General features: G+C 62.5%; 21 protein-coding genes and 1 tRNA gene. 9 read left to right on the top strand and 13 right to left on the bottom strand.

Annotated elements, in window-relative coordinates:
* Nucleotides 1–223: 223 nt before the first annotated feature.
* The 4 genes from J5286_RS01395 to J5286_RS01380 all read left to right on the top strand — a co-directional run bounded on the left by J5286_RS01395 (nt 224) and on the right by J5286_RS01380 (nt 2577).
* Nucleotides 224–616: a TIGR02300 family protein gene (locus J5286_RS01395; RefSeq protein WP_018899129.1), complete on the top strand. Its 393-nt coding sequence runs from the start codon at nt 224–226 to the stop codon at nt 614–616.
* 153 nt (nt 617–769) lie between these two features.
* Nucleotides 770–845 (top strand) — tRNA-Ala (locus tag J5286_RS01390).
* Nucleotides 846–1002: 157 nt separating this feature from the next.
* On the top strand, nt 1003–1752 hold the full coding sequence (locus J5286_RS01385; protein ID WP_209188656.1) for a YoaK family protein: 750 nt from the start codon (nt 1003–1005) through the stop codon (nt 1750–1752).
* Between the two features lie 39 nt (nt 1753–1791).
* Entirely contained in the window at nt 1792–2577 is a 786-nt protein-coding gene (locus tag J5286_RS01380) for a YdcF family protein (RefSeq protein WP_209188657.1), read from the top strand.
* 18 nt (nt 2578–2595) lie between these two features.
* On the opposite strand, the gene J5286_RS01375 is transcribed toward J5286_RS01380, so the two are convergent.
* Nucleotides 2596–3078 (bottom strand): hypothetical protein, encoded by a 483-nt coding sequence (locus J5286_RS01375; protein ID WP_209188658.1) that lies wholly within the window; start codon nt 3076–3078, stop codon nt 2596–2598.
* Nucleotides 3079–3192: 114 nt separating this feature from the next.
* On the opposite strand from J5286_RS01375, the gene J5286_RS01370 reads away from it, so the two are divergent.
* Entirely contained in the window at nt 3193–3828 is a 636-nt protein-coding gene (locus tag J5286_RS01370) for a trimeric intracellular cation channel family protein (RefSeq protein ID WP_018899125.1), read from the top strand.
* Nucleotides 3829–3841: 13 nt separating this feature from the next.
* On the opposite strand, the gene irrA is transcribed toward J5286_RS01370, so the two are convergent.
* Nucleotides 3842–4261: an iron response transcriptional regulator IrrA gene (gene irrA / locus J5286_RS01365; protein WP_026283115.1), complete on the bottom strand. Its 420-nt coding sequence runs from the start codon at nt 4259–4261 to the stop codon at nt 3842–3844.
* Nucleotides 4262–4560: 299 nt separating this feature from the next.
* Between irrA and fabA the strand changes: the two genes are divergently transcribed.
* Genes fabA through fabI form a run of 3 tightly spaced genes read left to right on the top strand, consistent with a single transcriptional unit; the run spans nt 4561 to nt 7170 of the window.
* The gene (gene fabA, locus J5286_RS01360; RefSeq protein WP_018899123.1) at nt 4561–5076 is read left to right on the top strand and encodes a 3-hydroxyacyl-[acyl-carrier-protein] dehydratase FabA; all 516 of its coding nucleotides are present in this window, start codon (nt 4561–4563) and stop codon (nt 5074–5076) included.
* Between the two features lie 59 nt (nt 5077–5135).
* Nucleotides 5136–6359, top strand: coding sequence for a beta-ketoacyl-ACP synthase I (fabB, locus tag J5286_RS01355; RefSeq protein WP_018899122.1), 1224 nt, complete (start codon nt 5136–5138; stop codon nt 6357–6359).
* 4 nt (nt 6360–6363) lie between these two features.
* Nucleotides 6364–7170, top strand: coding sequence for an enoyl-ACP reductase FabI (gene fabI, locus J5286_RS01350; RefSeq protein ID WP_018899121.1), 807 nt, complete (start codon nt 6364–6366; stop codon nt 7168–7170).
* Between the two features lie 140 nt (nt 7171–7310).
* On the opposite strand, the gene J5286_RS01345 is transcribed toward fabI, so the two are convergent.
* The 10 genes from J5286_RS01345 to rimP form a co-directional block, all read right to left on the bottom strand.
* Nucleotides 7311–8105, bottom strand: coding sequence for a GNAT family N-acetyltransferase (locus tag J5286_RS01345; protein ID WP_209188659.1), 795 nt, complete (start codon nt 8103–8105; stop codon nt 7311–7313).
* Between the two features lie 43 nt (nt 8106–8148).
* The gene (locus J5286_RS01340; protein ID WP_209188660.1) at nt 8149–9165 is read right to left on the bottom strand and encodes a class I SAM-dependent methyltransferase; all 1017 of its coding nucleotides are present in this window, start codon (nt 9163–9165) and stop codon (nt 8149–8151) included.
* 75 nt (nt 9166–9240) lie between these two features.
* Nucleotides 9241–11379 (bottom strand): polyribonucleotide nucleotidyltransferase, encoded by a 2139-nt coding sequence (gene pnp, locus J5286_RS01335; RefSeq protein ID WP_111563050.1) that lies wholly within the window; start codon nt 11377–11379, stop codon nt 9241–9243.
* 328 nt (nt 11380–11707) lie between these two features.
* A complete protein-coding gene (gene rpsO, locus J5286_RS01330) occupies nt 11708–11977 on the bottom strand; it encodes a 30S ribosomal protein S15 (protein ID WP_026283114.1) in 270 nt (89 codons plus the stop codon).
* A gap of 167 nt (nt 11978–12144) precedes the next feature.
* The gene (gene truB / locus J5286_RS01325) at nt 12145–13077 is read right to left on the bottom strand and encodes a tRNA pseudouridine(55) synthase TruB (RefSeq protein WP_209188661.1); all 933 of its coding nucleotides are present in this window, start codon (nt 13075–13077) and stop codon (nt 12145–12147) included.
* A 12-nt stretch (nt 13078–13089) separates the two neighbouring features.
* Nucleotides 13090–13497, bottom strand: a complete 408-nt coding sequence (gene rbfA, locus J5286_RS01320; RefSeq protein ID WP_018899114.1) for a 30S ribosome-binding factor RbfA — start codon at nt 13495–13497, stop codon at nt 13090–13092.
* 107 nt (nt 13498–13604) lie between these two features.
* Nucleotides 13605–16367, bottom strand: coding sequence for a translation initiation factor IF-2 (infB, locus tag J5286_RS01315; protein ID WP_209188662.1), 2763 nt, complete (start codon nt 16365–16367; stop codon nt 13605–13607).
* A gap of 99 nt (nt 16368–16466) precedes the next feature.
* On the bottom strand, nt 16467–17156 hold the full coding sequence (locus J5286_RS01310) for an RNA-binding protein (protein WP_047506545.1): 690 nt from the start codon (nt 17154–17156) through the stop codon (nt 16467–16469).
* Complete coding sequence (nusA, locus tag J5286_RS01305) at nt 17156–18760, bottom strand: transcription termination factor NusA (protein WP_018899111.1); 1605 nt, start codon at nt 18758–18760, stop codon at nt 17156–17158. The genes J5286_RS01310 and nusA overlap by 1 nt, the downstream gene beginning before the upstream one ends.
* A gap of 60 nt (nt 18761–18820) precedes the next feature.
* Entirely contained in the window at nt 18821–19426 is a 606-nt protein-coding gene (gene rimP, locus J5286_RS01300) for a ribosome maturation factor RimP (RefSeq protein WP_209215323.1), read from the bottom strand.
* Between the two features lie 232 nt (nt 19427–19658).
* Between rimP and J5286_RS01295 the strand changes: the two genes are divergently transcribed.
* Nucleotides 19659–21290, top strand: a complete 1632-nt coding sequence (locus tag J5286_RS01295; protein ID WP_209188663.1) for an MFS transporter — start codon at nt 19659–19661, stop codon at nt 21288–21290.
* A gap of 3 nt (nt 21291–21293) precedes the next feature.
* On the opposite strand, the gene J5286_RS01290 is transcribed toward J5286_RS01295, so the two are convergent.
* Complete coding sequence (locus J5286_RS01290) at nt 21294–22559, bottom strand: lytic murein transglycosylase (protein WP_209188664.1); 1266 nt, start codon at nt 22557–22559, stop codon at nt 21294–21296.
* Nucleotides 22560–22695: the final 136 nt, after the last annotated feature.

Here is a 22695-nt window from a genome sequence, read left to right as displayed (position 1 = left end):
GTCACGTTGCCCATCGAGTATTCGCGGCTCACTAGCACAAAGCATCGGCCCGGTCATCCGCCGCGGCGCATGGCGATTGCGGTCGCAGCACGTGAAGTTAGGCTTTGACATGGCGGCCCGCAACGATTATGGGGACCGGCTTATAAATTCCGAACAGAACGCCGGTTTCAACGGCATTTGCCGAACTCAGGTTCGGCCATTCTCACGATCACGAGGCTCAACAGTGGCGAAAGCTGAACTTGGAACCAAGCGTACCGATCCGGAAACCGGCAAGAAATTCTACGACCTGAACCGGAACCCGATCGTTTCTCCTTACACGGGCAAGACCTACCCGCTCTCCTTCTTCGTCGAAAGCTCGGCTGCAGCCGCTGCTGAAGCCGCGCAGGAAGAGGAAGAAGTGGCCGAAGTCGATACCGAAAGCACGGAAGTCGAACTGGTCTCGCTCGAGGACGCAGACGGCGATGCATCCGGCGACGACATCCCTGACATGGGCGACGACGATGTCGAAATCGAAGGCGATGACGACGACGATACCTTCCTGGAAGCCGACGAAGACGACGACGATGACGACATGAGCGACATCATCGGCGTGACCGGCGACGAAGAAGACGTCTGATTTCGAACAAGGATCGGCCCGGGCGAGAAAAATTCACCGGGCCGATTTTTTAGGCTTGCCATCTGCGAAAACCGCACGTATTAAGCCGCCACTTCCCGAGGACAAGCGCTTCGCGAAGCATCCCAGGCCCGGCACAAACCGGTCCACCCTGATGGGGCTATAGCTCAGCTGGGAGAGCGCTTGCATGGCATGCAAGAGGTCAGCGGTTCGATCCCGCTTAGCTCCACCAAGTTTTCTCCTTTAGTTCTCGACTAAATCATCCGACTACCCGAATTGCGTTCCCCGCCATCTCGGGGGTATGCTCCCCTAGCAATTTTCAAACAGCCCTTTTCACGCCGCGAGGCTCCAAGGTCCGCAGCACGATTTCAGCGTCCCGGACCCCACCCATGACACGACAGAGACGACGCCGCATCATTCACACGCGCCGAACGGCAACTGGGCTTGCGCTCGCCGGCGCAATCTCGTTTTTGGCGGGGATGACGGATGCGACCGGGTTGGTTTTGAGCGGTGATTTCGTGTCGTTCATGACCGGGAATACGACGCGCGCCGCACTTTCGCTTGGGGCAGGAAACTTCGGGCATGCGGCCGTGTTGATCGCGGCGATCACCGTCTTCGTGCTCAGCAACGCGGCCGGGATCGTGCTTGCGCATTTCGCCGAGCGGCGGGTTTTCGTGGTGCTTGGCTGCGTCGGGCTGATGCTGGCGGGTGCTTCGCTGATGAGCGATCCCGGCCTCGTGCTTCCCCGCTTCTACCTGATCGTTGCCTCCATGGGGATGGTGAACGCCGCGGTGGAACATATTGAGGGGCTGCCGATCGGGCTTACCTATGTGACCGGGGCATTGTCGCGTTTCGGGCGCGGCATCGGCCGCTTTTTGATCGGCGATCGGCGGCTCGACTGGACAATCCAGATCGTTCCCTGGCTTGGCATGCTGCTCGGCGCCATAGCGGGCGCGCTGCTGACGCAGGTTGCGGGTGCCTCAGCACTTTGGGTGGTCGCCGCCTTCGCGATGTTGATCGCGCTGGCTGCTCTCCTGATCCCGAAGCCGCTGCAGCGGCGGTTCAACCAGTCGGCGGCCGCACGCGCGTCCGTCCAGCGCGAAGTGATCGTCGCACCATCGTCAGCGCGAATCAGCTAGACGTCGTTCCAGAACCGATGCAGGAACGGAGGCCCCCGCGTGTTTGTCTTCTCGAAACTCGTCTGGATTTTCGGCCAGCCGCTGTCGCTGGCTTTCCTGCTTATTCTCGTCGCGCTGATCGCGGGGCTGATCCGCTTCCGCATCATCAGCCTGCTCGCGACTGCCTGCGCCGCGCTGGTGCTCTTCCTCACGCTCTATACGACATCAGGCAATTATCTCCTGCAGGGGCTCGAGGACCGCTTCGCCAAGCCGCAGGATCCCGCCGAACTCACATGTATGATCGTGCTCGGTGGCGGCTTCGAGAATGAGGTGAATACATCCAGGCACGGGATCGAAATGAATGCCGGCGGCGACCGGTTTATCGAGACGCTGAGGCTGGCGCAGAAATATCCGCAGTCGCGCATTCTCGTCTCGGGCGGCGATGGGTCTATGTCGGGTGTCTACGAGGGCGATGCGGTCATGGCCGAACGGTTCTTCCCGCTGTTCGGCGTGGCGAAGGAGCGGCTGGTGCAGGAGACGACCTCGCGGACCACCTTTGAAAACGCCGTCAACACCAAGGACCTGCTGGCGAGCCAGGGGCTTTCCAACTGCCTGCTGATCACCTCGGGCTATCACATGCCGCGCTCGGTCGGGATCTTCCGCAAGCTCGGCATCGACGTGACGCCGTGGCCGACGGACTATAAAACCGACGGCCACGAGCACCTGGCGCTCGATTTCACGCAGCCGAGCCGCAACGCGCAGAACATGGCAACGGCGATCCGCGAATGGTTCGGCCTCGTCGGATATTACTTCGCCGGGCGCACCTCGGAGCTTTATCCGCGCTGAGCCGGCCGTTTCCCGACGCTACTTCTTGGAGATGGTGACGAACTTGGTGCCGCGCACGCGGGTGGTGATGACGCAGGGATCGGTCTTCGGATCGCCGTCTGGCCGGTCGCAGAAGCGCGGATGCATCTTCATGGCCAGCACCTTGTTGCCGAAGCGCTGCACGAAATCGTAGCCATAGGTCTTGGCGGTGGCGATCATGAAATAGCCGCCCTCGGCGACCTGCAGATAGAAATTGTAGACGCAGCCGTCCTCGTCGCACTGCGGGCCCTTGGTGCCGTCGCAGGTCATTTCGCCCTCGTTGACGACAACATCGACCAGCCCGTCATTGTTGATGTCCTGATGGGTGACGAAACCGTCGGAGAACTCGACCTCGGTGCATTGCTGCTTGAAATGATCCTTCTCGTAGACTTCAGGATCGGGAAGCAGCGACTGCTGGGCGTAGGCCGCGGTGGATACGGCCAGGGCAGCAACGAGGTTCAAGGCGATCAGCAGCGTTTTCACAGGTTCTCTTTTCGTCGGATAAGGACGCCATTGGTTCGTGAGTTTGGCTGATCCGCCTTGCGCCGCCCTTGCGGCCATGATTATTCGAGGGAAAGATCGCCATTGGAGCACGCGATGTCGCCATTCGTCTATCTCGACTATGCCGGCGTTGCCCTGTTTGCGGCAACGGGTGCGCTTGCCGCCTCGCGCAAGCAGCTCGATCTGATCGGCTTCCTGTTCTTCGCGGTCATCACGGGCATCGGCGGCGGCACGGTGCGCGACATCGTCCTGGGTCGCGTGCCGGTCTTCTGGGTTCTGAACCCTACCTATATCCTGGTCTGCTGTGCCGCCGGCGTTTTGGTGTTCTTCACCGCGCATATGGTGGAATCGCGCTACCGGCTGCTGATCTGGCTCGATGCCGTCGGGCTTTCGGCCTATTGCGCCATGGGTGCGGCCAAGGGGCTGGCCGCCACCGGCTCGCCGACCATCGCGATCGTCACCGGCACGCTGACGGCGACCTTCGGCGGCGTGTTGCGCGATCTTGTCGCCAACGAGCCCTCGGTGCTGCTGAGGCCGGAGATCTACATCAGCGCGGCGCTGGTCGGCGCGGCGATCTTCACCGGCGCCAATGAGTTTGGGCTACCACTCTATGCGGCGTCAGCCGCGGGCGTGCTTGCGGCATTCGCGGTGCGGGGAGGGGCGCTTTACTACGGCTGGACGTTTCCCACCTACAAGGCAAAGCCCGGCCGGCATCCCGACGATGTGATGTAGAGATTATTTTAGATCAGCTGCGCTTGGGCCGCAGGCGGATCACCACGTCGACATGGGCGATTTCCATGCCCTCCGGCGGCTCCGGCAGATTGTCGATGGTGAGATTGCTGACGGGAATATCGAGCACGTCGTTGTCGCCTTCCACGAAGAAGTGGTGGTGATCGGAGACATTGGTGTCGAAATAGGTCTTGGCGCTTTCGACCGCGAGAACGCGGATCATGCCAGCCTCGGTGAACTGGTGCAGCGTGTTGTAGACGGTGGCAAGCGACACCGGCACGCCGGCGACAACGGCCTCCTCGTGCAGTTCCTCGACGGTCAGGTGGCGATCGCCCTTTGCAAAGAGCAGGTCGCCGAGCGCGACGCGCTGGCGCGTCGGCCTGAGGCCAGCGCCCCGCAACCTTGCTTCAATGGTAAGAGGGGCTTCAGCCGCCATCAACAACTCCCGCTAATCTAGCGTCCCGCAATCAGGTTTCTCTTAGCCATATAACTTTTGCACGAATGGCTTTCAATAGTTTCAATGGGGACAACGGGTGTCAAAGCGCCGCGAAATCGGGCTTTTTGCGTAATTAGTGCTGGCCCGGGGCTTGGCCTTCCTGTATGCGACCACCAAATAAGGCGCGCAGCCGGTCCTTGGACGTGGTGAAGATCAGTCATGCTTATGCTTCATTTTCCGTCGAACTTGGACTAAACGTTCACATCCATCAGCTTAGTTGCGGGGGAATTAGAGTTTTCATGGCGACGAAACAATCCAGCTTCAACTATGAGGAAATCCTGGCATGCGGCCGCGGCGAGCTTTTCGGCCCCGGCAACGCGCAGCTTCCTCTGCCGCCAATGCTCATGGTTCACCGCATCACCGACATCTCCGAAACCGGCGGCGCCTTCGACAAGGGCTATATCCGCGCCGAGTACGATGTGAAGCCAGACGATTGGTATTTCCCCTGCCACTTCCAGGGCAACCCGATCATGCCGGGCTGCCTCGGCCTCGACGGCATGTGGCAGCTGACCGGCTTCTTCCTCGGCTGGCTCGGCGAGCCCGGTCGCGGCATGGCGCTGTCTACGGGTGAAGTGAAGTTCAAGGGCATGATCCGCCCGACCACGAAGCTGCTCGAATACGGCATCGACTTCAAACGCGTCATGCGCGGCCGCCTGGTGCTCGGCACCGCCGACGGCTGGCTGAAGGCCGATGGCGAAACCATCTACCAGGCCTCCGACCTGCGCGTCGGCCTGTCCAAGGACAAAGACGCCTGATTGCACCGGGCATCCGTGCCTGGTTTTCCAAGTTAGAAAAAACGAAAAGGTCGAAACACATGAGACGGGTAGTTGTCACGGGTCTGGGCGTCGTTTCCTCGATCGGCAATGACGCCGCCGAGGTCACCGCTTCGCTGCGCGATGCCAAGTCCGGCATTTCCTTTTCCAACGATTTCGCCGAGCACGGCTTCAAGTGCCAGGTCTGGGGTCGCCCTTCGCTCGATCCGACGGATCTGGTCGATCGCCGCGCCATGCGCTTCCTGTCTCAGGGCGGTGCGTGGAACCATGTCGCGATGAAGCAGGCGCTCGCCGATTCCGGTCTTGAGGAAAAGGACTACAGCGAAAACGAGCGCACCGGCATCATCATGGGCTCGGGTGGTCCTTCGACCCGCACGCTGATTGAAGCAGCCGAGATCACCATCAAGAACAACAGCCCGAAGCGCATCGGCCCGTTCGCCGTGCCGAAGGCGATGTCTTCGACGGCCTCGGCCACGCTCGCGACATGGTTCAAGATCCACGGCGTGAACTACTCGATCTCGTCTGCCTGCTCGACATCAGCGCATTGCATCGGCAATGCCGCAGAAATGATCCAGTGGGGCAAGCAGGACATCATGTTCGCCGGCGGCCACGAGGATCTCGACTGGACGATGTCGAACCTGTTCGACGCCATGGGCGCCATGTCTTCCAAGTACAACGACACGCCCGAGACCGCATCGCGCGCCTATGACGCGACCCGCGACGGCTTCGTGATTGCCGGCGGCGCAGGCGTTCTGGTTCTCGAAGAGCTGGAGCATGCCAAGGCCCGCGGCGCCAAGATCTATGCCGAAATCGTCGGCTACGGCGCTACTTCCGACGGCTACGACATGGTCGCTCCGTCGGGCGAAGGTGCGATCCGCTGCATGCGCCAGGCGCTCTCGACGGTGAAGGGCGATGTCGATTACGTCAACACGCACGGCACCTCGACGCCTGTTGGCGACAGCAAGGAAATCGGCGCGATCCGCGAAGTGTTCGGCAACAAGATCCCGCACATCCAGTCGACCAAGTCGCTCACCGGCCACTCGCTGGGTGCCGCCGGCGTGCAGGAATCGATCTACTCGCTGTTGATGATGCAGGCCGGTTTCATCGGCGAAAGCGCTCATATCACCGAGCTTGACCCCGAGTTCGACGGCGTGCCGATCGTGCGCAAGCGCATCGACGACGCCAAGATCGACATCGCGCTTTCCAACTCCTTCGGCTTCGGCGGCACCAACGCCACGCTCGTCTTCCAGCGCTACAACGGATAATAACATGACGGGAATCATGCAGGGTAAGCGCGGGCTTATCATGGGTGTCGCGAACAACCACTCCATCGCCTGGGGCATCTCCAAGGCGCTGGCGGCACAGGGCGCGGAACTTGCCTTCACCTACCAGGGCGATGCGCTGGGCAAGCGCGTCAAGCCGCTTGCCGCCGAAGTCGGCTCCGACTTCGTGCTGCCATGCGACGTCGAGGACATCGCTTCCGTCGACGCCACTGTGGACGCGATCAAGGAACGCTGGGGCACGCTCGATTTCGTCGTTCACGCCATCGGCTTTTCCGACAAGAACGAGCTCAAGGGCCTCTACGCCGACACCACGCGCGAGAATTTCAGCCGCACGATGGTAATCTCCTGTTTCTCGTTCACCGAGATCGCCAAGCGTTTGGCGCCTTTGATGAACGAAGGCGGCTCGATGCTGACGCTGACCTATAACGGCTCGACGCGCGTCATCCCGAACTACAACGTCATGGGCGTCGCCAAGGCGGCACTCGAGGCCTCCGTGCGCTACCTGGCGGCCGATTACGGCCCGCGCGGCATTCGCGTCAACGCGATCTCCGCCGGCCCGATCCGCACGCTGGCCGGCGCCGGCATTTCGGACGCCCGCGCCATCCTGTCGTGGAACCAGCAGAACTCGCCGCTGCGCAAGACCGTGACGATCGATCACGTCGGCAACTCGGCCCTCTACCTGCTCTCCGACATGGCGGCAGGCGTCACCGGCGAAATCCACTTCGTCGACGCCGGCTTCAACATCACCTCGATGCCGGCGCTCGATACGCTGCGCAAGGCGGACGCCGAGTAAGCGGCAGCCAGCCAGAACCGAATGCAAGGCCATGCGCATTATATTGCGCATGGCCTTTTTCGTTTCTATCGCTCCTGTCTTCGGACCACCGGGGAGCAATGGATGCCGCTCACTTCCCGGCCTCGGGGCCGGTAACGCCTTTACGGCAACGCGCTCGGCAAGCGCAAGTGGTGCGTAAGCGTCATGAAGCGCTGCATGCCAAGCTTCTCGGCAACGCGAATTGAGGCGCTGTTGTCGGCGCTGACTTGATAGCGCGAGAGCATGTTTCTCTTGGCAAGTTCGGCCAGGGCCGTGCGGACGACTTTACCCGCGAAACCTCGGCCCCGCGAATTCTCGGCGGTATAGACGCCGCCAATCTCCCAGACCGCCCCATAATTCCGGAAGACGAAGCACAGCGATTGCGGCTGGTCCTCGGGGCCGAGGATGCAGACGAAAGCCTCACCGGCATCGAGCAGGGCTTGCAGCCAGTTGCGGGCGTGCCCTTGCTTCTCAAGCGCGTCGAGAACGGCGTTTCCGGGTGCGACGGTGACAGCCACGTCGATATCGCGCTCGACGCTGCCCTTCCCGGTGTAGGATAGATAGCAGGCTTTCTGCTCTGTTGCGTAGCGCGCCGAAATAATCAGGCGGTCGGCATCATTGGCCACCTTGAACACGACGCCGACATTCTCTGGCACGTGCTCGAGAAGCCGTTCTGTAAGGGCGGGAGCGTCGCTTGAGATGAAGGCAACCCAATCCGCCTCGGCATACGCGTCCCGATCATAGGGGCTGGCGGAGACCTTGAGGAGCACGAGAGATCCCGATCCCGTGCGATCCGAGACCCGATACGCAATGGTATCGTCGGGGAAGAGCGATAGCTGCTTCAGCAGAACGATATTGCGCAGAAGCTGCCGCTCAAGGTGAACGGCAGTGTCTTGATGACGCTCTGAAACAGGCAAGGTGACCTCGGACGCGAGTATGCGGACCGAGGTACCCTAGGCCTTATTTCTTCGCCCACAAGACCTTGAAGCGGGCGTTGCGGCAGGTTTCGCCGCTTTCGCGGAAGCTCGCCGCCAGGACCGGCTCGTAGGGCAGGCCGCGGTTGGCAACCAGCAGCAGGCGGCCGCCGGAGCGGAGCGCGGATGCCGCCGTCTTGATCATCGCCTGGCCGAGCGCCGGCTCGGCGGCATGGCTTTCGTGGAAGGGCGGGTTCATGATGATGAGGTCGTACTTGTCCTTGACCGGCTCGCCCGCCAGATCGTGCCAGAAGAAGCGTGCCGGTACATTCGGGCAGTTCTCCTCGATGTTGGCCTTGGCGGCCTCCAGCGCGGCGTAATTCGCCTCGTAGAGGTCGAGGCGGCTGACACCGGGGGAGCGTTCCGCCATCTCGACGGAGAGATAGCCCCAGCCGGCGCCGAAATCGGCGACGTCGCCGGTGAAATCGGTGGGCACGCGAGAGGCGAGCAGCTCCGATCCGTCATCGATGCGGTCATGCGAGAACATGCCGGCGGCGGCCTCGAAGCGGCCGTCGACGCGCACAGCGGGCTTGGCGAACTTGGCGATGATTTCGGACGGATCTGCCGGCGCGCCGAACCAGAAGGCGACGCCGTGATACTTAGGCATGTGCTCGAGCGACAGGCCGAAGGCTTCCATGCGCTTGCGCAGCGGCTGGATGCCGTCTTCCTTGCCGCCGGCGACGACGACGAGGCCGCCCATCTTCACGCGGGTAAGTGCTTCGGCGATATTCGCCTCGTTCTCGCCCTTGTGCTTGTTGCAGAGAACCAGAACGGCATCGTAGTCCTCGCCTTCGACCTCAGGCGTGGTTTCGATGCGCTGGGCGAGCAGCTGCCGGTACAGCGGCCGAAAGCCCTGTACGGCGCTCAGCGCGGCGGCAAAGCCCTGCGGCAGGGCGAAGCCAGCCTCGGCGCCGAGGAAGAGCACGCGCTCGCCCTCGCCGGGCGCCTCGACGGTGCCGCTTACAAAGGGGTGGAACAGTGTCTTCAGCGTTTCGCTGCTCATCGTTTTATCTCGATCCTGAATAGAAAAAGGGCGCGAGAAGATTCCCGCGCCCATGAAGTCATCGGAAGGCGCAGCTTACTCGGCTGCTTCTTCCTTCTTCTTGTCGGCAGGGATTTCCTGGCCGGTTGCCTGGTCGACAACCTTCATCGACAGGCGGACCTTGCCGCGCTCGTCGAAGCCGAGGAGCTTGACCCAAACCTTCTGGCCTTCCTTGACGACGTCCTGGGTCTTGGCAACACGCTCGGAAGCGAGCTGCGAGATGTGGACGAGGCCGTCGCGGGCGCCGAAGAAGTTGACGAAGGCGCCGAAGTCGGCGGTCTTCACGACCGTGCCTTCGTAGATCACGCCGATTTCAGGCTCGGCAACGATCGAGTGGATCCACTTGCGGGCCGCTTCGATTTCCTTGCCCGAGGAAGATGCGATCTTCACGGTGCCGTCGTCTTCGATGTTGATCTTGGCGCCGGTCTTTTCGACGATTTCGCGGATGACCTTGCCGCCGGAGCCGATGACTTCACGGATCTTGTCGACCGGGATGTTCATGACTTCGATGCGCGGAGCGAATTCGCCGAGCTGCGAACGGCCTTCGGAGATCGCCTTCGACATTTCGCCGAGGATGTGCGTACGACCGCCCTGTGCCTGGCCGAGAGCGACCTTCATGATCTCTTCCGTGATGCCGGCGATCTTGATGTCCATCTGCAGCGAGGTGATGCCGTCGGCAGTACCTGCAACCTTGAAGTCCATGTCGCCGAGGTGGTCTTCGTCGCCGAGGATGTCGGAGAGAACGGCGAAGCGGTCACCTTCGAGGATCAGGCCCATGGCGATACCGGCAACCGGCTTAGCCAAAGGAACGCCGGCGTCCATCAGAGCGAGCGAGGTGCCGCAGACGGTTGCCATCGAGGACGAGCCGTTGGACTCGGTGATTTCAGAGACGACGCGCAGCGTGTAGGGGAACTGCTCAGCCGACGGAAGCATCGGGCGGATAGCGCGCCAAGCGAGCTTGCCGTGACCGATTTCGCGACGGCCCGGAGAGCCCATGCGGCCGGTTTCGCCAACCGAGTAGGGAGGGAAGTTGTAATGGAGCAGGAAGCGCTCCTTATACATGCCCGTGAGCGAGTCAACGTACTGCTCGTCTTCGCCGGTGCCGAGCGTGGCAACGACGATCGCCTGCGTTTCACCGCGGGTGAAGAGAGCAGAACCGTGGGTGCGCGGCAGGAGGCCGACTTCCGATACGATCGGACGAACGGTCTCGAGGTCGCGGCCGTCGATGCGGCTCTTGGTGTCGAGGATGTTCCAACGAACGATCTTGGCCTGCAGATGCTTGAAGATCGCGCCGATGACTTCGGCGGTGTACTTCGGCTCTTCGCCCTCAGGGAAGAAGTGCGCCTTGACCTTGGCCTTGACGGCGTCGACGGCAGCGTAGCGTTCAGCCTTCTGGGTGTTCTTGTAGGCGGTGCGCAGCTCGGCTTCGAAGTGCTTCAGCATTTCGGCTTCGAGTTCGGAGAAGTCTTCCGGCTGGAAGTCGCGCGGCTCCTTGGCAGCCACTTCGGCGAGCTTGATGATCGCGTCGAGAACCGGCTGGAAACCCTTATGGCCGAACATGACGGCGCCGAGCATGACTTCTTCGTTGAGTTCCTTGGCTTCGGATTCAACCATCAGAACGGCGTCGTGCGTACCGGCGACAACGAGGTCGAGGATCGACTCGTCCATCTCGTCGAGATGCGGGTTGAGGACGTATTCGCCGTTGATGTAGCCGACGCGCGCGCCGCCGACCGGGCCCATGAAGGGAACGCCGGACAGCGTCAGAGCAGCCGAAGCGGCAACCATCGACAGAACATCCGGGTTGTTTTCCAGATCGTGCTGGACGACGGTGACGACGACCTGCGTGTCGTTCTTGTAGCCTTCAGGGAAGAGCGGGCGGATCGGACGGTCGATCAGGCGCGAAACCAGCGTTTCGTTTTCCGACGGACGGCCTTCGCGCTTGAAGTAGCCACCGGGGATCTTGCCGGCTGCGTAGGTCTTTTCCTGGTAGTTGACGGTCAGCGGAAAGAAGTCCTGGCCAGGCTTCGGCGCCTTGGCGGAAACGACGGTGGCGAGAACCACGGTTTCGCCGTAGGTCGCGAGAACGGCGCCGTCAGCCTGACGGGCGATCTTGCCGGTTTCGAGCTTCAGCGGGCGGCCTGCCCACTCGATTTCCACGGAATGAGTGTCGAACATATGTCTTGTCCTTCAATGCGGAGGCGCGCCATTGGCCCAAGGGCACGGCGCAGACGACCGCAATTGTTGATGACGCATCATGGGCAAGACAACGGGAGGCTTTGCGGTCTCGATTTCCTCGTCGAGAAAATCGGGCCAAGGTGTGCGCCTTGGCCGAAAGCATCCGGCAATCCTGCCCCATGACAGGTCAACGGTTGGTTTTGCGGATCCGGCCCATCCGGGTCCGCGGGCAGTCCCGCAAACGCCTAGGGCGTCCTGCGGTGTCGGAGAAACGTTCCCCGGAAACAAATGCGGCGGGCGTCCATAAGGAGCGCCCGCCGGCAAAGCCTTAGCGGCGGATACCCAGGCTGGTGATCAGCTTGGTGTAACGGCCTTCGTTCTTCTTCTTGAGGTAGTCAAGAAGCGAGCGGCGGCTCGAAACCATCGTCAGCAGGCCACGGCGGGAATGGTTATCCTTCTTGTGGCCCTTGAAGTGTTCCGTGAGGTTGTTGATGCGCTCGGTGAGGATCGCAACCTGAACTTCGGGCGAACCGGTGTCGCCTTCGAACGTTGCGTATTCCTTGATAAGTGCCGTCTTGCGCTCAGCAGTAATCGACATCGGATGTTCCTTTCGATGAGAGGAGATAAGGTCGCCAAAAGCCGGGATGTCGTCCAGCTTTGGCCGCGAATGCATTCAAGCAATGCCTGATGCTGGCGCTGCCTATAAACCATTCAGGCAGCAAAGGGAAGAGGCGTGCCCGGCGCGTCGGCGCCGGGTTAAAAACATCAGCCGAAGACGCGCTTGGGGCGGAATTCGCCCTGGCCGATTTCGCCGATGGCGATCAGCTTGCCGCGGGCCGTGGCATAGGCTTCGCTTTCTTCCACCGGCGCATCGCGACCGCGCACCAGGATGGGGTTGCCCATCTTCAGGCGGTGAGCCTGGTCGTCGTTGACGATCAGATGCGGCAGCGAGGACAGCGCCTCGCTGGTGTCGATCAGAAGCGCGTCGAGTGCCGCCAGGCGTTCTCCGTCATCCTGAATGTCTTCCAGTGCGACGAGCTCTGCGAGCGGGATCATGGTCTCCTCGGCGAAGGGCGCGACGAAGCTGCGGCGCAGGCCGGAGATGTGGCCGAAGCAACCGAGATCGCGGCCGAAATCGCGGGCGAGCGCGCGGACATAGGTGCCCTTGCCGCACTCGATTTCGAAATGCGCGGTGTTCTCGTTCTCGCATTCGAGCAGCGTCAGGCGATAGATCTCGACCTCACGCGACGGGATCTCGACCGTCTCACCCTCGCGGGCGAGGTCATAGGCGCGCTCGCCGGCGATCTTGATCGCGGAGAACTGCGGCGGGACCTGGCTGATGACGCCGGTATAGTTCGGCAGCAGCGCCAGGATCTCGTCTTCGGTCGGACGCTTGTCGGAGCTCTCGATAACCTCGCCCTCGAGGTCGTCGGTCGAGCGCTGCTCGCCCCAGGTCACGGTGAATTCATAGATCTTGCGGCCGTCCATGACGTAGGGAACGGTCTTGGTCGCGTCGCCAAGCGCGATCGGCAGCATGCCCGAAGCCAGCGGATCGAGCGTACCGGCGTGGCCGCATTTCTGCGCCTTGAACAGCCACTTGATCTTGGAGACGGCTTCGGTCGAGCCGAAGTCGACGGGCTTGTCAAGGATAAGCCAGCCCGAGATCGGGCGGCCTTTGGGCTTGCGTGGTTTGGACATAAGGCTCTTCTGTTACTTTTCGTCGGTATCGCCGTCCTCGAGGTCGCGCATGACCTCGGGCGAGCGCAGCAGCTCGTCGATCTTCTTGTAATTGTCGAAGCTCGTATCGTCGCGGAAGCGGATCTCGGGCATGAATTTCATCTGCCGGAGATGCGGGCCGAGACGGCCGCGGATGAATTTGGCGTGGCGGTTGAGCGCCGTGATGACCGTCTCGTGATCCGATACGCCGAGCGGCGTGATGAAGGCGGTCGCAACCTTGAGGTCGGTCGACATGCGCACTTCGGACACGGAAATGACGGTCTTTTCCAGGAGGTCGTCGCGCACTTCGCCGCGCTGCAGGACCTGGGTGATCGCGGCGCGCACCTGCTCGCCGACGCGCAGCATGCGCTGCGACTGTGCTGTCGAGGTTTTTGTTGCCATTGTTCTTTGCCTCAAAAATCTGGGGCCTCAAAAGTCCGGGGCCTCAAAAGGTTCGGGCGCCGGCCTCATATGATCCGGCGCCCGTCCACAACTCTAGTCTCGCACGATCAGAGCGTACGGGTGATATGCTCGACGCGGAAGCATTCGATGACATCGCCCGCGCGGATGTCTTCGTAGTTCTCGAAGGCCATACCGCATTCCTGACCGACCGGAACTTCCGACACTTCGTCCTTGAAGCGCTTGAGCGTCTTGAGCTTGCCTTCGTGGATGACGACGTTGTCGCGGATGAGGCGGACGCCCGCACCACGTTCGACCTTGCCTTCGGTAACGCGGCAACCCGCGACCTTGCCGGTCTTGGTGATGTTGAACACCTCGAGGATCTCGGCATTGCCGAGGAAGGTTTCGCGGCGCTCCGGCGTGAGCAGACCCGACATCGCTGCCTTCACGTCATCCACCAGATCGTAGATGATGTTGTAGTAGCGGATCTCGATGCCGGCACGTTCAGCGGCGACGCGTGCCTGTGCGTTGGCACGGACGTTGAAGCCGATGATCGCGGCGTCGGAGGATTCGGCAAGCGCCAGATCCGATTCCGTGATGGCACCGGCGCCCGAATGGACGATACGTGCCCGCACTTCGTCGGTGCCCAGCTTGTCGAGAGCACCGATGATCGCTTCGATGGAACCCTGCACGTCGCCCTTGATGAGCAGCGGGAATTCCTTGAAGCCGGTGTTCTGCAGCTTGCTCATCATCTGTTCGAGCGAACCGCGCTGACCGGTCTGGCGGGCAACCGCCTTGTCGCGGGCCAGACGCTGGCGATATTCGGAAATCTCGCGGGCACGGCTCTCGTTTTCGACGACGGCGAACTTGTCACCGGCAGCAGGCGTGCCGGACAGGCCGAGCACTTCGACCGGCATGGCCGGACCCGCTTCCTTGACATGGTCGCCCTTGTCGGTGACGAGCGCGCGAACGCGGCCCCACTGATCGCCGGCAACGATGATCTGACCGGGCTTCAGCGTGCCCTTCTGGACGAGAACGGTCGCAACCGCGCCACGACCACGGTCGAGCTGGGCCTCGATCACGATACCTTCGGCAGTACGCGTCGGGTCGGCCTTGAGGTCGAGGATTTCGGCCTGCAGGAGGACGGCTTCGAGCAGCTTGTCGAGGTTGGTCTTGTTCTTCGCCGACACTTCGACGTCGAGCACTTCACCGCCGAGCGATTCAACGAAGACTTCGTGCTGCAGAAGCTGCTGACGGACCTTGTCCGGGTTGGCTTCGTGCTTGTCGATCTTGTTGATCGCCACGATGATCGGAACACCGGCAGCCTTTGCGTGGCTGATGGATTCGATCGTCTGCGGCATGACGCTGTCGTCGGCCGCGACCACGAGGATCGCGATGTCGGTTGCCTGCGCACCACGGGCACGCATGGCCGTGAAGGCGGCGTGGCCGGGGGTGTCGATGAAGGTGATCTTCTGGCCGTTCTGTTCGACCTGATAGGCACCGATGTGCTGGGTGATGCCACCGGCTTCGCCCGAGACGACGTTTGCCTGACGGATGGCGTCGAGCAGCGAGGTCTTGCCGTGGTCGACGTGACCCATGATCGTCACGACCGGCGGACGCGAAACCATTTCGCCGGCATCGTCGGCCCGGTCGAAGATGCCTTCTTCAACGTCGGATTCCGAAACGCGCTTGACGGTGTGGCCGAATTCGCCGGCGATGAGTTCAGCGAGGTCGGCGTCGATGACGTCGCCCGGCTTCATCATCTGGCCTTCCTTCATCAGGTACTTGATGACGTCGACGGCGCGTTCAGACATACGCTGCGACAGTTCCTGAATGGTGATGGTCTCAGGCAGGATGACTTCGCGAACAACCTTTTCGCGGGTTTCCTGGATCTGGCTGCGGCGGAACTTTTCCTGGCGACGGCGCATGGCGGCCATCGAGCGGCCACGGTTGTTGCCGTCGTCGTCCGTGCTGGCAGCCGTGATCGTCAGCTTGCCCTGGCGGCGACCATCGTCACCCTTCGGACGCGCGGTAACCGGCTTTGCCGGTTCCGGACGCACGACACGGCCACGCGCCGGAGCGCCACCGCGCGGTGCACCACCGCGATCATCTTCATCATTTTCGCGGCGACGGACGCCGGGGGCAGCCGGTGCGCCACCGGGAGCCGGACGGGCGGAAGACGGCGCATCGGTGCGGCGAACGGCGGGTGCCGCAGCCTGCGTGCGCGGTGCTTCGGCGGCGGCCGGTGCGGGAGTTGCAGGTGCCGGCGGAGCGGCAGCGGCCGCAGCGGCGCGTTCTGCTTCCTCGGCGGCAAGGCGCTTGGCTTCTTCAGCGGCAGCAGCCTGGCGTGCGATCTCTTCGGCGGCACGGCGCTTTTCTTCCTCGGCGCGGCGAACCGCATCCTCGGCGTCACGAACCTGGGCCATGGCGAGCGCACGGCGGCGCGCGTCCATTTCTTCCGGCGACAGATGGTTCAGAACCACCGGGCGCGGACGATCCTGCTGGCGCGAAGGCTGCTGGGATTGCGGACGGTTATACTGCTGGCCGCTCGGCTGATTGTAGCGCTGCGGCTGCTGGGGCTGCGGCGGGCGGGCCTGCTGAACAGGCGCCGGCGCCGGTGCTGCCGCTGCTGCGGGCGCAGGAGCGGGCTCGGCGGCGCGTACGGGCGCTGCCGGTGCTGCCACCGGGGTGATCGGGCGCTGTTCGTCTTCCGGGCGCATCGGGCGCCGCTTGCGGGTCTCGACAACGACCGCCTTGGTGCGACCGCGGCCCATATCCTGGCGCACGGTGCCCTGGCTTACGCCCGACGGTTTCAGGGTCAGAGTCTTCTTGCCCGGGCCGTTCAGTGTCTTGTCGTCATTGCTATCGGTCATTCGTTCCCGTTCCTTCGGACAGGGAGCGATGACGTCATCAGTCCCTGTCAATCAAAATGTCGATCAATGACATCGGGCCGGACAAGTCCGGTGACCGTATCATTGTTTTTGCCGGCCAGCGCCGCCCGCTGCCCGGGACTGACCGCCATTGCGGTACTGTTCGAGCATCTTTGCGCGCTTCACTACACCCTCACCCGCCTGCCCTGCAAGCACTGCAGCATGGATAAAAGCGTTCTGACCCATCAGGCCTTCCATTTCGCTCTCCGAGAAGAGTTTGTAGGAAGGTATTTCCTCCTCGGTCTCCATTCCGAGGTGCCAGGCCTTGCGGGCCTGGTCGATCTTTCTCACGCCGTCGGCCGCCGCGTCCGTTGCATGGAACACGGCAAGCGCCGCGCCACTGCGGATCGCGGCATCCACCTTCGAGGCGCCGGTGATGAACTGTCCGGCCTTGCGGGCCATGTTCATCATCTGCATCAGTTGCTGCATCAGCAGCTTGTCGACGGTCTCGCCGAGATCGGCGGCCGCCTTCACATCCGTTTTCAGGGCGCGGGCGAAAGATTTCTTCGCCACCGCCTTGTCGACCAGGGCGCGGTCGATCTTCACCCAGCAGCCGCGACCCGGAAGCTGACGCTTCAGGTCGGCCACCACCGTCCCATCGGGAGCGGCGACGAAGCGGATCAGCTCATCCGGCGATCCGCTTTCGCGCGTCACGATGCACATGCGACCATTCACGTCATAACCTGCAAGATCGTCGTCCTCAGGAGAAACGGTAGGCTCACGCGCAGACATTAAACTTCCTGCTCGGCCTCGGGAGCTTCTTCAGCTTCCGCTTCCTTCGCAAGGTCCTCTTCGGTGATCCAGCCAGCCGCGAGGCGGGCCTGAACGACCATCTGTTCAGCTTCGACGCGCGAAACGTCGAACTTCGAGAACAGGCCCTCGAACTTCTTGGTCTCGCCGTTCTTGCGCTCGCTCCAGCCGACGAGATCGTCGGCTGCGCAGCCAGCGAAGTCTTCCATCGTCTTGATGCCGTCTTCGCCGAGGGCGACCATCATCTGGGCGGTCATGCCGTCGATGCCACGCAGTTCGTCGGATACGCCGAGCGCCTTGCGCTTCTCGTCCATCTCGGCTTCGAGCTTTTCGAGATATTCGCGGGCGCGGGTCTGGATTTCCTGCGCGGTGTCTTCGTCGAAACCGTCGATCGAGGCGATTTCGTCGAGTTCGACGTAAGCCAGCTCTTCAACGGCGGCGAAGCCTTCGGAGGCCAGAACCTGGCCGACCATTTCGTCGACGTCGAGCGAATCCATGAACAGGTTGGTGCGCTCGTTGAATTCCTTCTGACGGCGTTCCGATTCTTCGGCTTCCGTCATGATGTCGATATCCCAGCCGGTCAGCTGCGAAGCGAGGCGAACGTTCTGACCGCGGCGGCCGATGGCCAGCGACAGCTGCTCGTCCGGAACCACGACTTCGATGCGCTCGGCATCTTCATCGAGAACGACCTTGGCGACTTCCGCCGGCTGCAGGGCGTTGACGACGAAGGTCGCCGGGTCCTGCGACCAGGGAATGATGTCGATCTTTTCGCCCTGGAGCTCGCCGACAACGGCCTGAACGCGCGAACCACGCATACCGACGCAGGCACCAACAGGATCGATCGAGCTGTCGTTCGAGATCACGGCGATCTTGGCGCGCGAACCCGGATCACGGGCAACCGACTTCACCTGGATGATGCCGTCGTAGATTTCAGGCACTTCCATGGTGAAGAGCTTGACCATGAACTGCGGATGCGTGCGCGACAGGAAGATCTGCGGGCCGCGCTGTTCGCGACGAACGTCATATACGTATGCACGGACGCGATCGCCATAGCGGACGTTTTCGCGCGGGATCATTTCGTCGCGGCGGATGATGCCTTCGCCACGGCCGAGATCGACGATGACGTTGCCGTATTCGACGCGCTTGACTGTGCCGTTGACGATTTCGCCGACGCGATCCTTGAATTCGTCGAACTGACGATCACGCTCGGCTTCGCGAACCTTCTGGACGATGACCTGCTTGGCGGACTGGGCGGCGATGCGGCCGAAATCCATCGGCGGCAGCGGATCGGCGATGAAATCGCCAAGGGCTGCGTCCGGGTTGCGGTCGCGGGCCAGTTCGAGCGGGATCTGCGTCGAGTAGTCCTCGGCAGCCTCGACAACCTCGAGAAGACGCTGCAGGCGGATTTCGCCGGTCTTCGGGTTGATGTCGGCGCGGATGTTGGATTCAGTGCCATAGCGCGAGCGCGCCGCCTTCTGGATCGCGTCCGCCATCGCGGCGAGCACGATCTCGCGGTCGATGACCTTTTCGCGGGCGACTGCATCTGCGATCTGCAGAAGTTCGAGCCGGTTCGCACTGACTGCCATGTGTTTTGTCTCCGTCTAGGCGCTGAGGCTTCCCTTGCCCGGCGCCACAAGTTGATCGGTTTATTCTTCGTCTTCCGCTTCGTTCTGGTTCGCGGCCTCTGCCTTCGCCAGCTTGTCGGCGCGCAGGGCATCACGGATCAGATCGTCGGTCAGAATGAGTTTCGCATCGGCAAGCGCCGTGAACGGAATGACGATCGCCTTTTCCTCGCCGGCCGGAGCCTCGTCACGCTCGAGCGTGAAGCCATCGACGTCGCTGGAAACGATCTTGCTGCGGAAGCGCTTGCGACCACCGACGATGATCGAGGTCTCGCACTTCAAGAGATGGCCCTGCCAGCGCACGAAATCGGACTTGCGCACCATCGGGCGATCGATGCCGGGCGACGACACTTCCAGATGATACTCTTTATCGATCGGATCTTCCACATCGAGAACCGGAGAAACGGCCACCGAGACCTCCTCGCAGCCTTCGACGTCCATGGTTCCGTCGTTGCGCTCGGCCATGATCTGCATGGTGGCGCCGTTCTGGTTGAGCATGCGCACGCGGATCAGGCGGTAGCCGAGGTCGATGAGGACGGGCTCGATGATAGCGGCGAGGCGCTGGTCGAGGCCAGTCTCGGTGATCAGCCGCGGCTCAAGTTCATTGTCTGCGTTCGTCGAATCCGACAAGCGATGCGCTCCTAAGCGATATTTTCGGGCGATCGCGGTAATAAAAAAGAGCGGGTCCTTGCGGCCCACTCCTCATCAATGCGATCAAGATTTGAGAGCCATATAGGCCCGTTTCCGCGAAATTGCAAGCTCCATCGGCGGTACGGCGCGGTTGCGGCAGGCGGTCGGTGGCCTTGATCGCCGTTTCGCTTATATAGCTTGGCGCAGCGCATGGCATTCGACGGGAGGAATCGTGGCCTATACTTCATCGACACTGGCACCACTCAGGCACGAGACCTACCGCACCATCTGGTTCGCCAGCATCGCTTCCAATTTCGGCGGCCTCATCCAGGCGGTCGGCGCCGCGTGGATGATGACCATGATCACCGCGTCGGGCGACATGGTGGCGCTGGTGCAGACCTCCACCGCGTTGCCGATCATGCTCTTCTCGCTGGTCTCGGGCGCGCTGGCCGACAGCTTCGACAGACGGCGGGTGATGCTGACGGCGCAGTGTTTCATGCTGGCGGTCTCGGCGCTGCTCAGCGTCTTCGCCTTCTTCGGTATCCTCTCGCCCTGGCTGCTCTTGTTCTTCACCTTCCTGCTCGGCTGCGGCACGGCGCTCAACAATCCCTCCTGGCAGGCCTCGGTGGGGGACATGGTCCCGCGCGCCGATCTTCCCGGCGCGGTCACCTTGAACAGCGTCGGCTTCAACATTACCCGCAGCGTCGGGCCGGCGATCGGCGGCATCATCGTCGCGGCGGCGGGTGCGGCAGCGGCCTTTGCCGTCAATACGATGAGCTACTTCGCGCTGATCTATGCGCTGATGCGCTGGAAGCCGACCTATCCCGCGACGACGCTGCCGCGCGAGGCGCTCGGCAGCGCCATCTTCGCCGGGCTGCGCTACATCTCGATGTCGCCCAACCTGCAGAAGGTCATGCTGCGCGGCCTGATCTTTGGCATCAGTGCCAGCTCGATCCTGGCACTTCTGCCGATCGTGGCGCTGGAGCTGGTGGTCGGCGGCCCGCTGACCTACGGCTTGATGCTCGGCTCCTTCGGCATCGGCGCCATCGGCGGCGCGGTGCTGAACGCAAGGCTGCGCGAGCGCTTCTCCAGCGAGACGATCGTGCGGCTGTCGTTTGCCGGCTTCGCGCTCAGCGCAGCGATTGCCGCCTTCAGTCCGATTTCGGCGGTCACCTGTTTGGGATTGGTGATCTCGGGCGGTTGCTGGGTTCTGGCGCTGTCGCTGTTCAACACCATCGTGCAGCTCTCGACGCCGCGCTGGGTGGTCGGCCGGGCGCTGTCGCTCTACCAGACCGTGACCTTTGGCGGGATTGCCGGGGGCAGCTGGATCTGGGGTATCGCCGCCGACAATTACGGCGTCGCCAACGCGCTGCTGATGTCGGCTGTCGTCATGCTGTTCGGCATCGTCGTCGGCCTGAAATTCGCCATGCCGGCCTTCGAAACGCTCAACCTCGACCCGCTCAACCGCTTCACCGAGCCGGCGCTCGGCCTCGATATCACGCCGCGCAGCGGGCCTGTCGTCATCCAGGTCGATTACGAGATCGACGATCTCGACGTGCCGGAGTTCCTGAAGCTGATGGGCGAGCGGCGGCGTATCCGCATCCGCGATGGCGCCCGCAACTGGGCGCTGATGCGCGACCTGGAAAAGCCGGGCTCGTGGACCGAAACCTACCACACGCCGACCTGGGTCGAGTATATCCGCCACAACCAGCGGAGAACCCAGGTGGACGGCGAAAACACCGACCGGCTAAGGGCGCTGCATCGCGGCGAAGCGGGGCCGCATGTGCATCGGATGATCGAGCGCCAGGCCATTCCGCCCAGCGACGACCTGTTCTTCAAGGCGCATATCGACCTGCACCACTAGACTTTACTTGAGCTTCCCGATCATGTGCGCCTCGGGATAGCAGGTCGGCTTCATGCCGTTCTTTTCCTGCCACTGGCCGATGGAGCGGCGCGTCTTGTAGCCGGGCAGGCCATCGGAACCGCCGACGTCGTAGCCCTTCTTCTCCAGCGCCTTCTGCATGGTGGCGACATCCGAGCGCAGCATCTTGCCGACATCGCCCCAGGCGCCCTCGAATGCGCCGGAGCCATAGGCGATGCGGTCCGCGAGATTGCCGATATAGAGCACGTAGAGATCGGAATTGTTGTATTCCTTGATGACGTAGAAATTCGGCGTCACCAGGAATTCCGGGCCATCGCGGCCGGCCGGCACCATCATCATGCCCGTCGCGTTCTTCTCGCCCGAGGGGAAGGCCTTGCCGGAGATGCGGTCGATGCCGAGCGAATTCCAATGGGCGATCGGCTTGCCGAGATCGGGGCCTTCCTGCGCGCAGGAGACGTTTTCGGGGATCGTCACCTCGTAGCCCCAGCTACGGTTTGCCTGCCAGCCCTTCTTGACCAGGAAGTTGGCGATCGAGGCCAGCGTATCGGGAACCGAGGTCCAGATGTTGCGATGTCCGTCGCCATCGAAATCGACGGCGTATTTCAGGTAACTCGTCGGCATGAACTGCGGCTGGCCGAGCGCGCCGGCCGACGATCCCTTGAAATCGGCCGCCGTCACATCGCCGCCGTCGATGATATGCAGGCCGGCGATCAACTCGGTGCGGAACATCTCCTTGCGGGTTGACATGAAGGCCTTGGTGGCCAGCACCTCGATGCCGGAATTCGGGATCTTGGCGGCGCCGAAGCCGGTCTCGCGGCCCCAGATGGCGAGCACGATCGAGCCGGGCACGCCATAGGTCTTCTCGATCTTCTTCAGCGTCGAGGCATATTGCGTCTGGAAGCTGCGGCCGGTGACGGCCAGGCGCTTCAGCCGGTCATCGTTGAAATAGGGCGCCGGCGAGGAGAACTCGGCCTGCGTCTGCTTGACCTCCTTCGGCGGCGGGAAGCCGGGGGGAGCAAGGTCGTTCAGCGACCAGTCGAGTGTGACGCCCGAGAAGGCGGCCTTGAAGGTCTTCTCGGATATGCCGCCCTTTTGCGCTTCCGGCCAGAGGTCGGTCTGCACCCAGCGCTCGAACTGGGCTTCGACTTCGGCTTTCGAGGGGGCGGCTTGGGCGGTCGCTGCGAGGCTGAGGAGCAGGGAGAAGGTGGCAAGGGCGTACCGTGCGATACCCCCCTCTGTCCTGCCGGACATCTCCCCCACAAGGGGGGAGATTGGCTGGAAGCGACCGCTCGCTCCACTCTCATTGTTTGACTGGAAGCCCGCCACGAGTCGATCTCCCTCCTTGTGGGGGAGATGCCCGGCAGGGCAGAGGGGGGTATCTCGGATC

This window comes from Rhizobium sp. 16-488-2b, from assembly GCF_017741815.1.
Taxonomy (GTDB): domain Bacteria; phylum Pseudomonadota; class Alphaproteobacteria; order Rhizobiales; family Rhizobiaceae; genus Rhizobium.
The sequence above is the reverse complement of the archived record's forward strand: the minus strand, read 5'-3'. Positions and strand labels throughout refer to the sequence as shown.

Coding starts and splice junctions, on each gene's coding strand:
- infB (WP_209188662.1), bottom strand. CDS start 16,367: ATGACCGATAGCAATGACGACAAGACACTGAACGGCCCGGGCAAGAAG.
- fabI (WP_018899121.1), top strand. CDS start 6,364: ATGACGGGAATCATGCAGGGTAAGCGCGGGCTTATCATGGGTGTCGCG.
- J5286_RS01290 (WP_209188664.1), bottom strand. CDS start 22,559: ATGTCCGGCAGGACAGAGGGGGGTATCGCACGGTACGCCCTTGCCACC.
- rbfA (WP_018899114.1), bottom strand. CDS start 13,497: ATGGCAACAAAAACCTCGACAGCACAGTCGCAGCGCATGCTGCGCGTC.
- fabA (WP_018899123.1), top strand. CDS start 4,561: ATGGCGACGAAACAATCCAGCTTCAACTATGAGGAAATCCTGGCATGC.
- rpsO (WP_026283114.1), bottom strand. CDS start 11,977: ATGTCGATTACTGCTGAGCGCAAGACGGCACTTATCAAGGAATACGCA.
- J5286_RS01310 (WP_047506545.1), bottom strand. CDS start 17,156: ATGTCTGCGCGTGAGCCTACCGTTTCTCCTGAGGACGACGATCTTGCA.
- J5286_RS01385 (WP_209188656.1), top strand. CDS start 1,003: ATGACACGACAGAGACGACGCCGCATCATTCACACGCGCCGAACGGCA.
- irrA (WP_026283115.1), bottom strand. CDS start 4,261: ATGGCGGCTGAAGCCCCTCTTACCATTGAAGCAAGGTTGCGGGGCGCT.
- J5286_RS01340 (WP_209188660.1), bottom strand. CDS start 9,165: ATGAGCAGCGAAACGCTGAAGACACTGTTCCACCCCTTTGTAAGCGGC.
- truB (WP_209188661.1), bottom strand. CDS start 13,077: ATGTCCAAACCACGCAAGCCCAAAGGCCGCCCGATCTCGGGCTGGCTT.
- J5286_RS01370 (WP_018899125.1), top strand. CDS start 3,193: ATGTCGCCATTCGTCTATCTCGACTATGCCGGCGTTGCCCTGTTTGCG.
- nusA (WP_018899111.1), bottom strand. CDS start 18,760: ATGGCAGTCAGTGCGAACCGGCTCGAACTTCTGCAGATCGCAGATGCA.
- pnp (WP_111563050.1), bottom strand. CDS start 11,379: ATGTTCGACACTCATTCCGTGGAAATCGAGTGGGCAGGCCGCCCGCTG.
- fabB (WP_018899122.1), top strand. CDS start 5,136: ATGAGACGGGTAGTTGTCACGGGTCTGGGCGTCGTTTCCTCGATCGGC.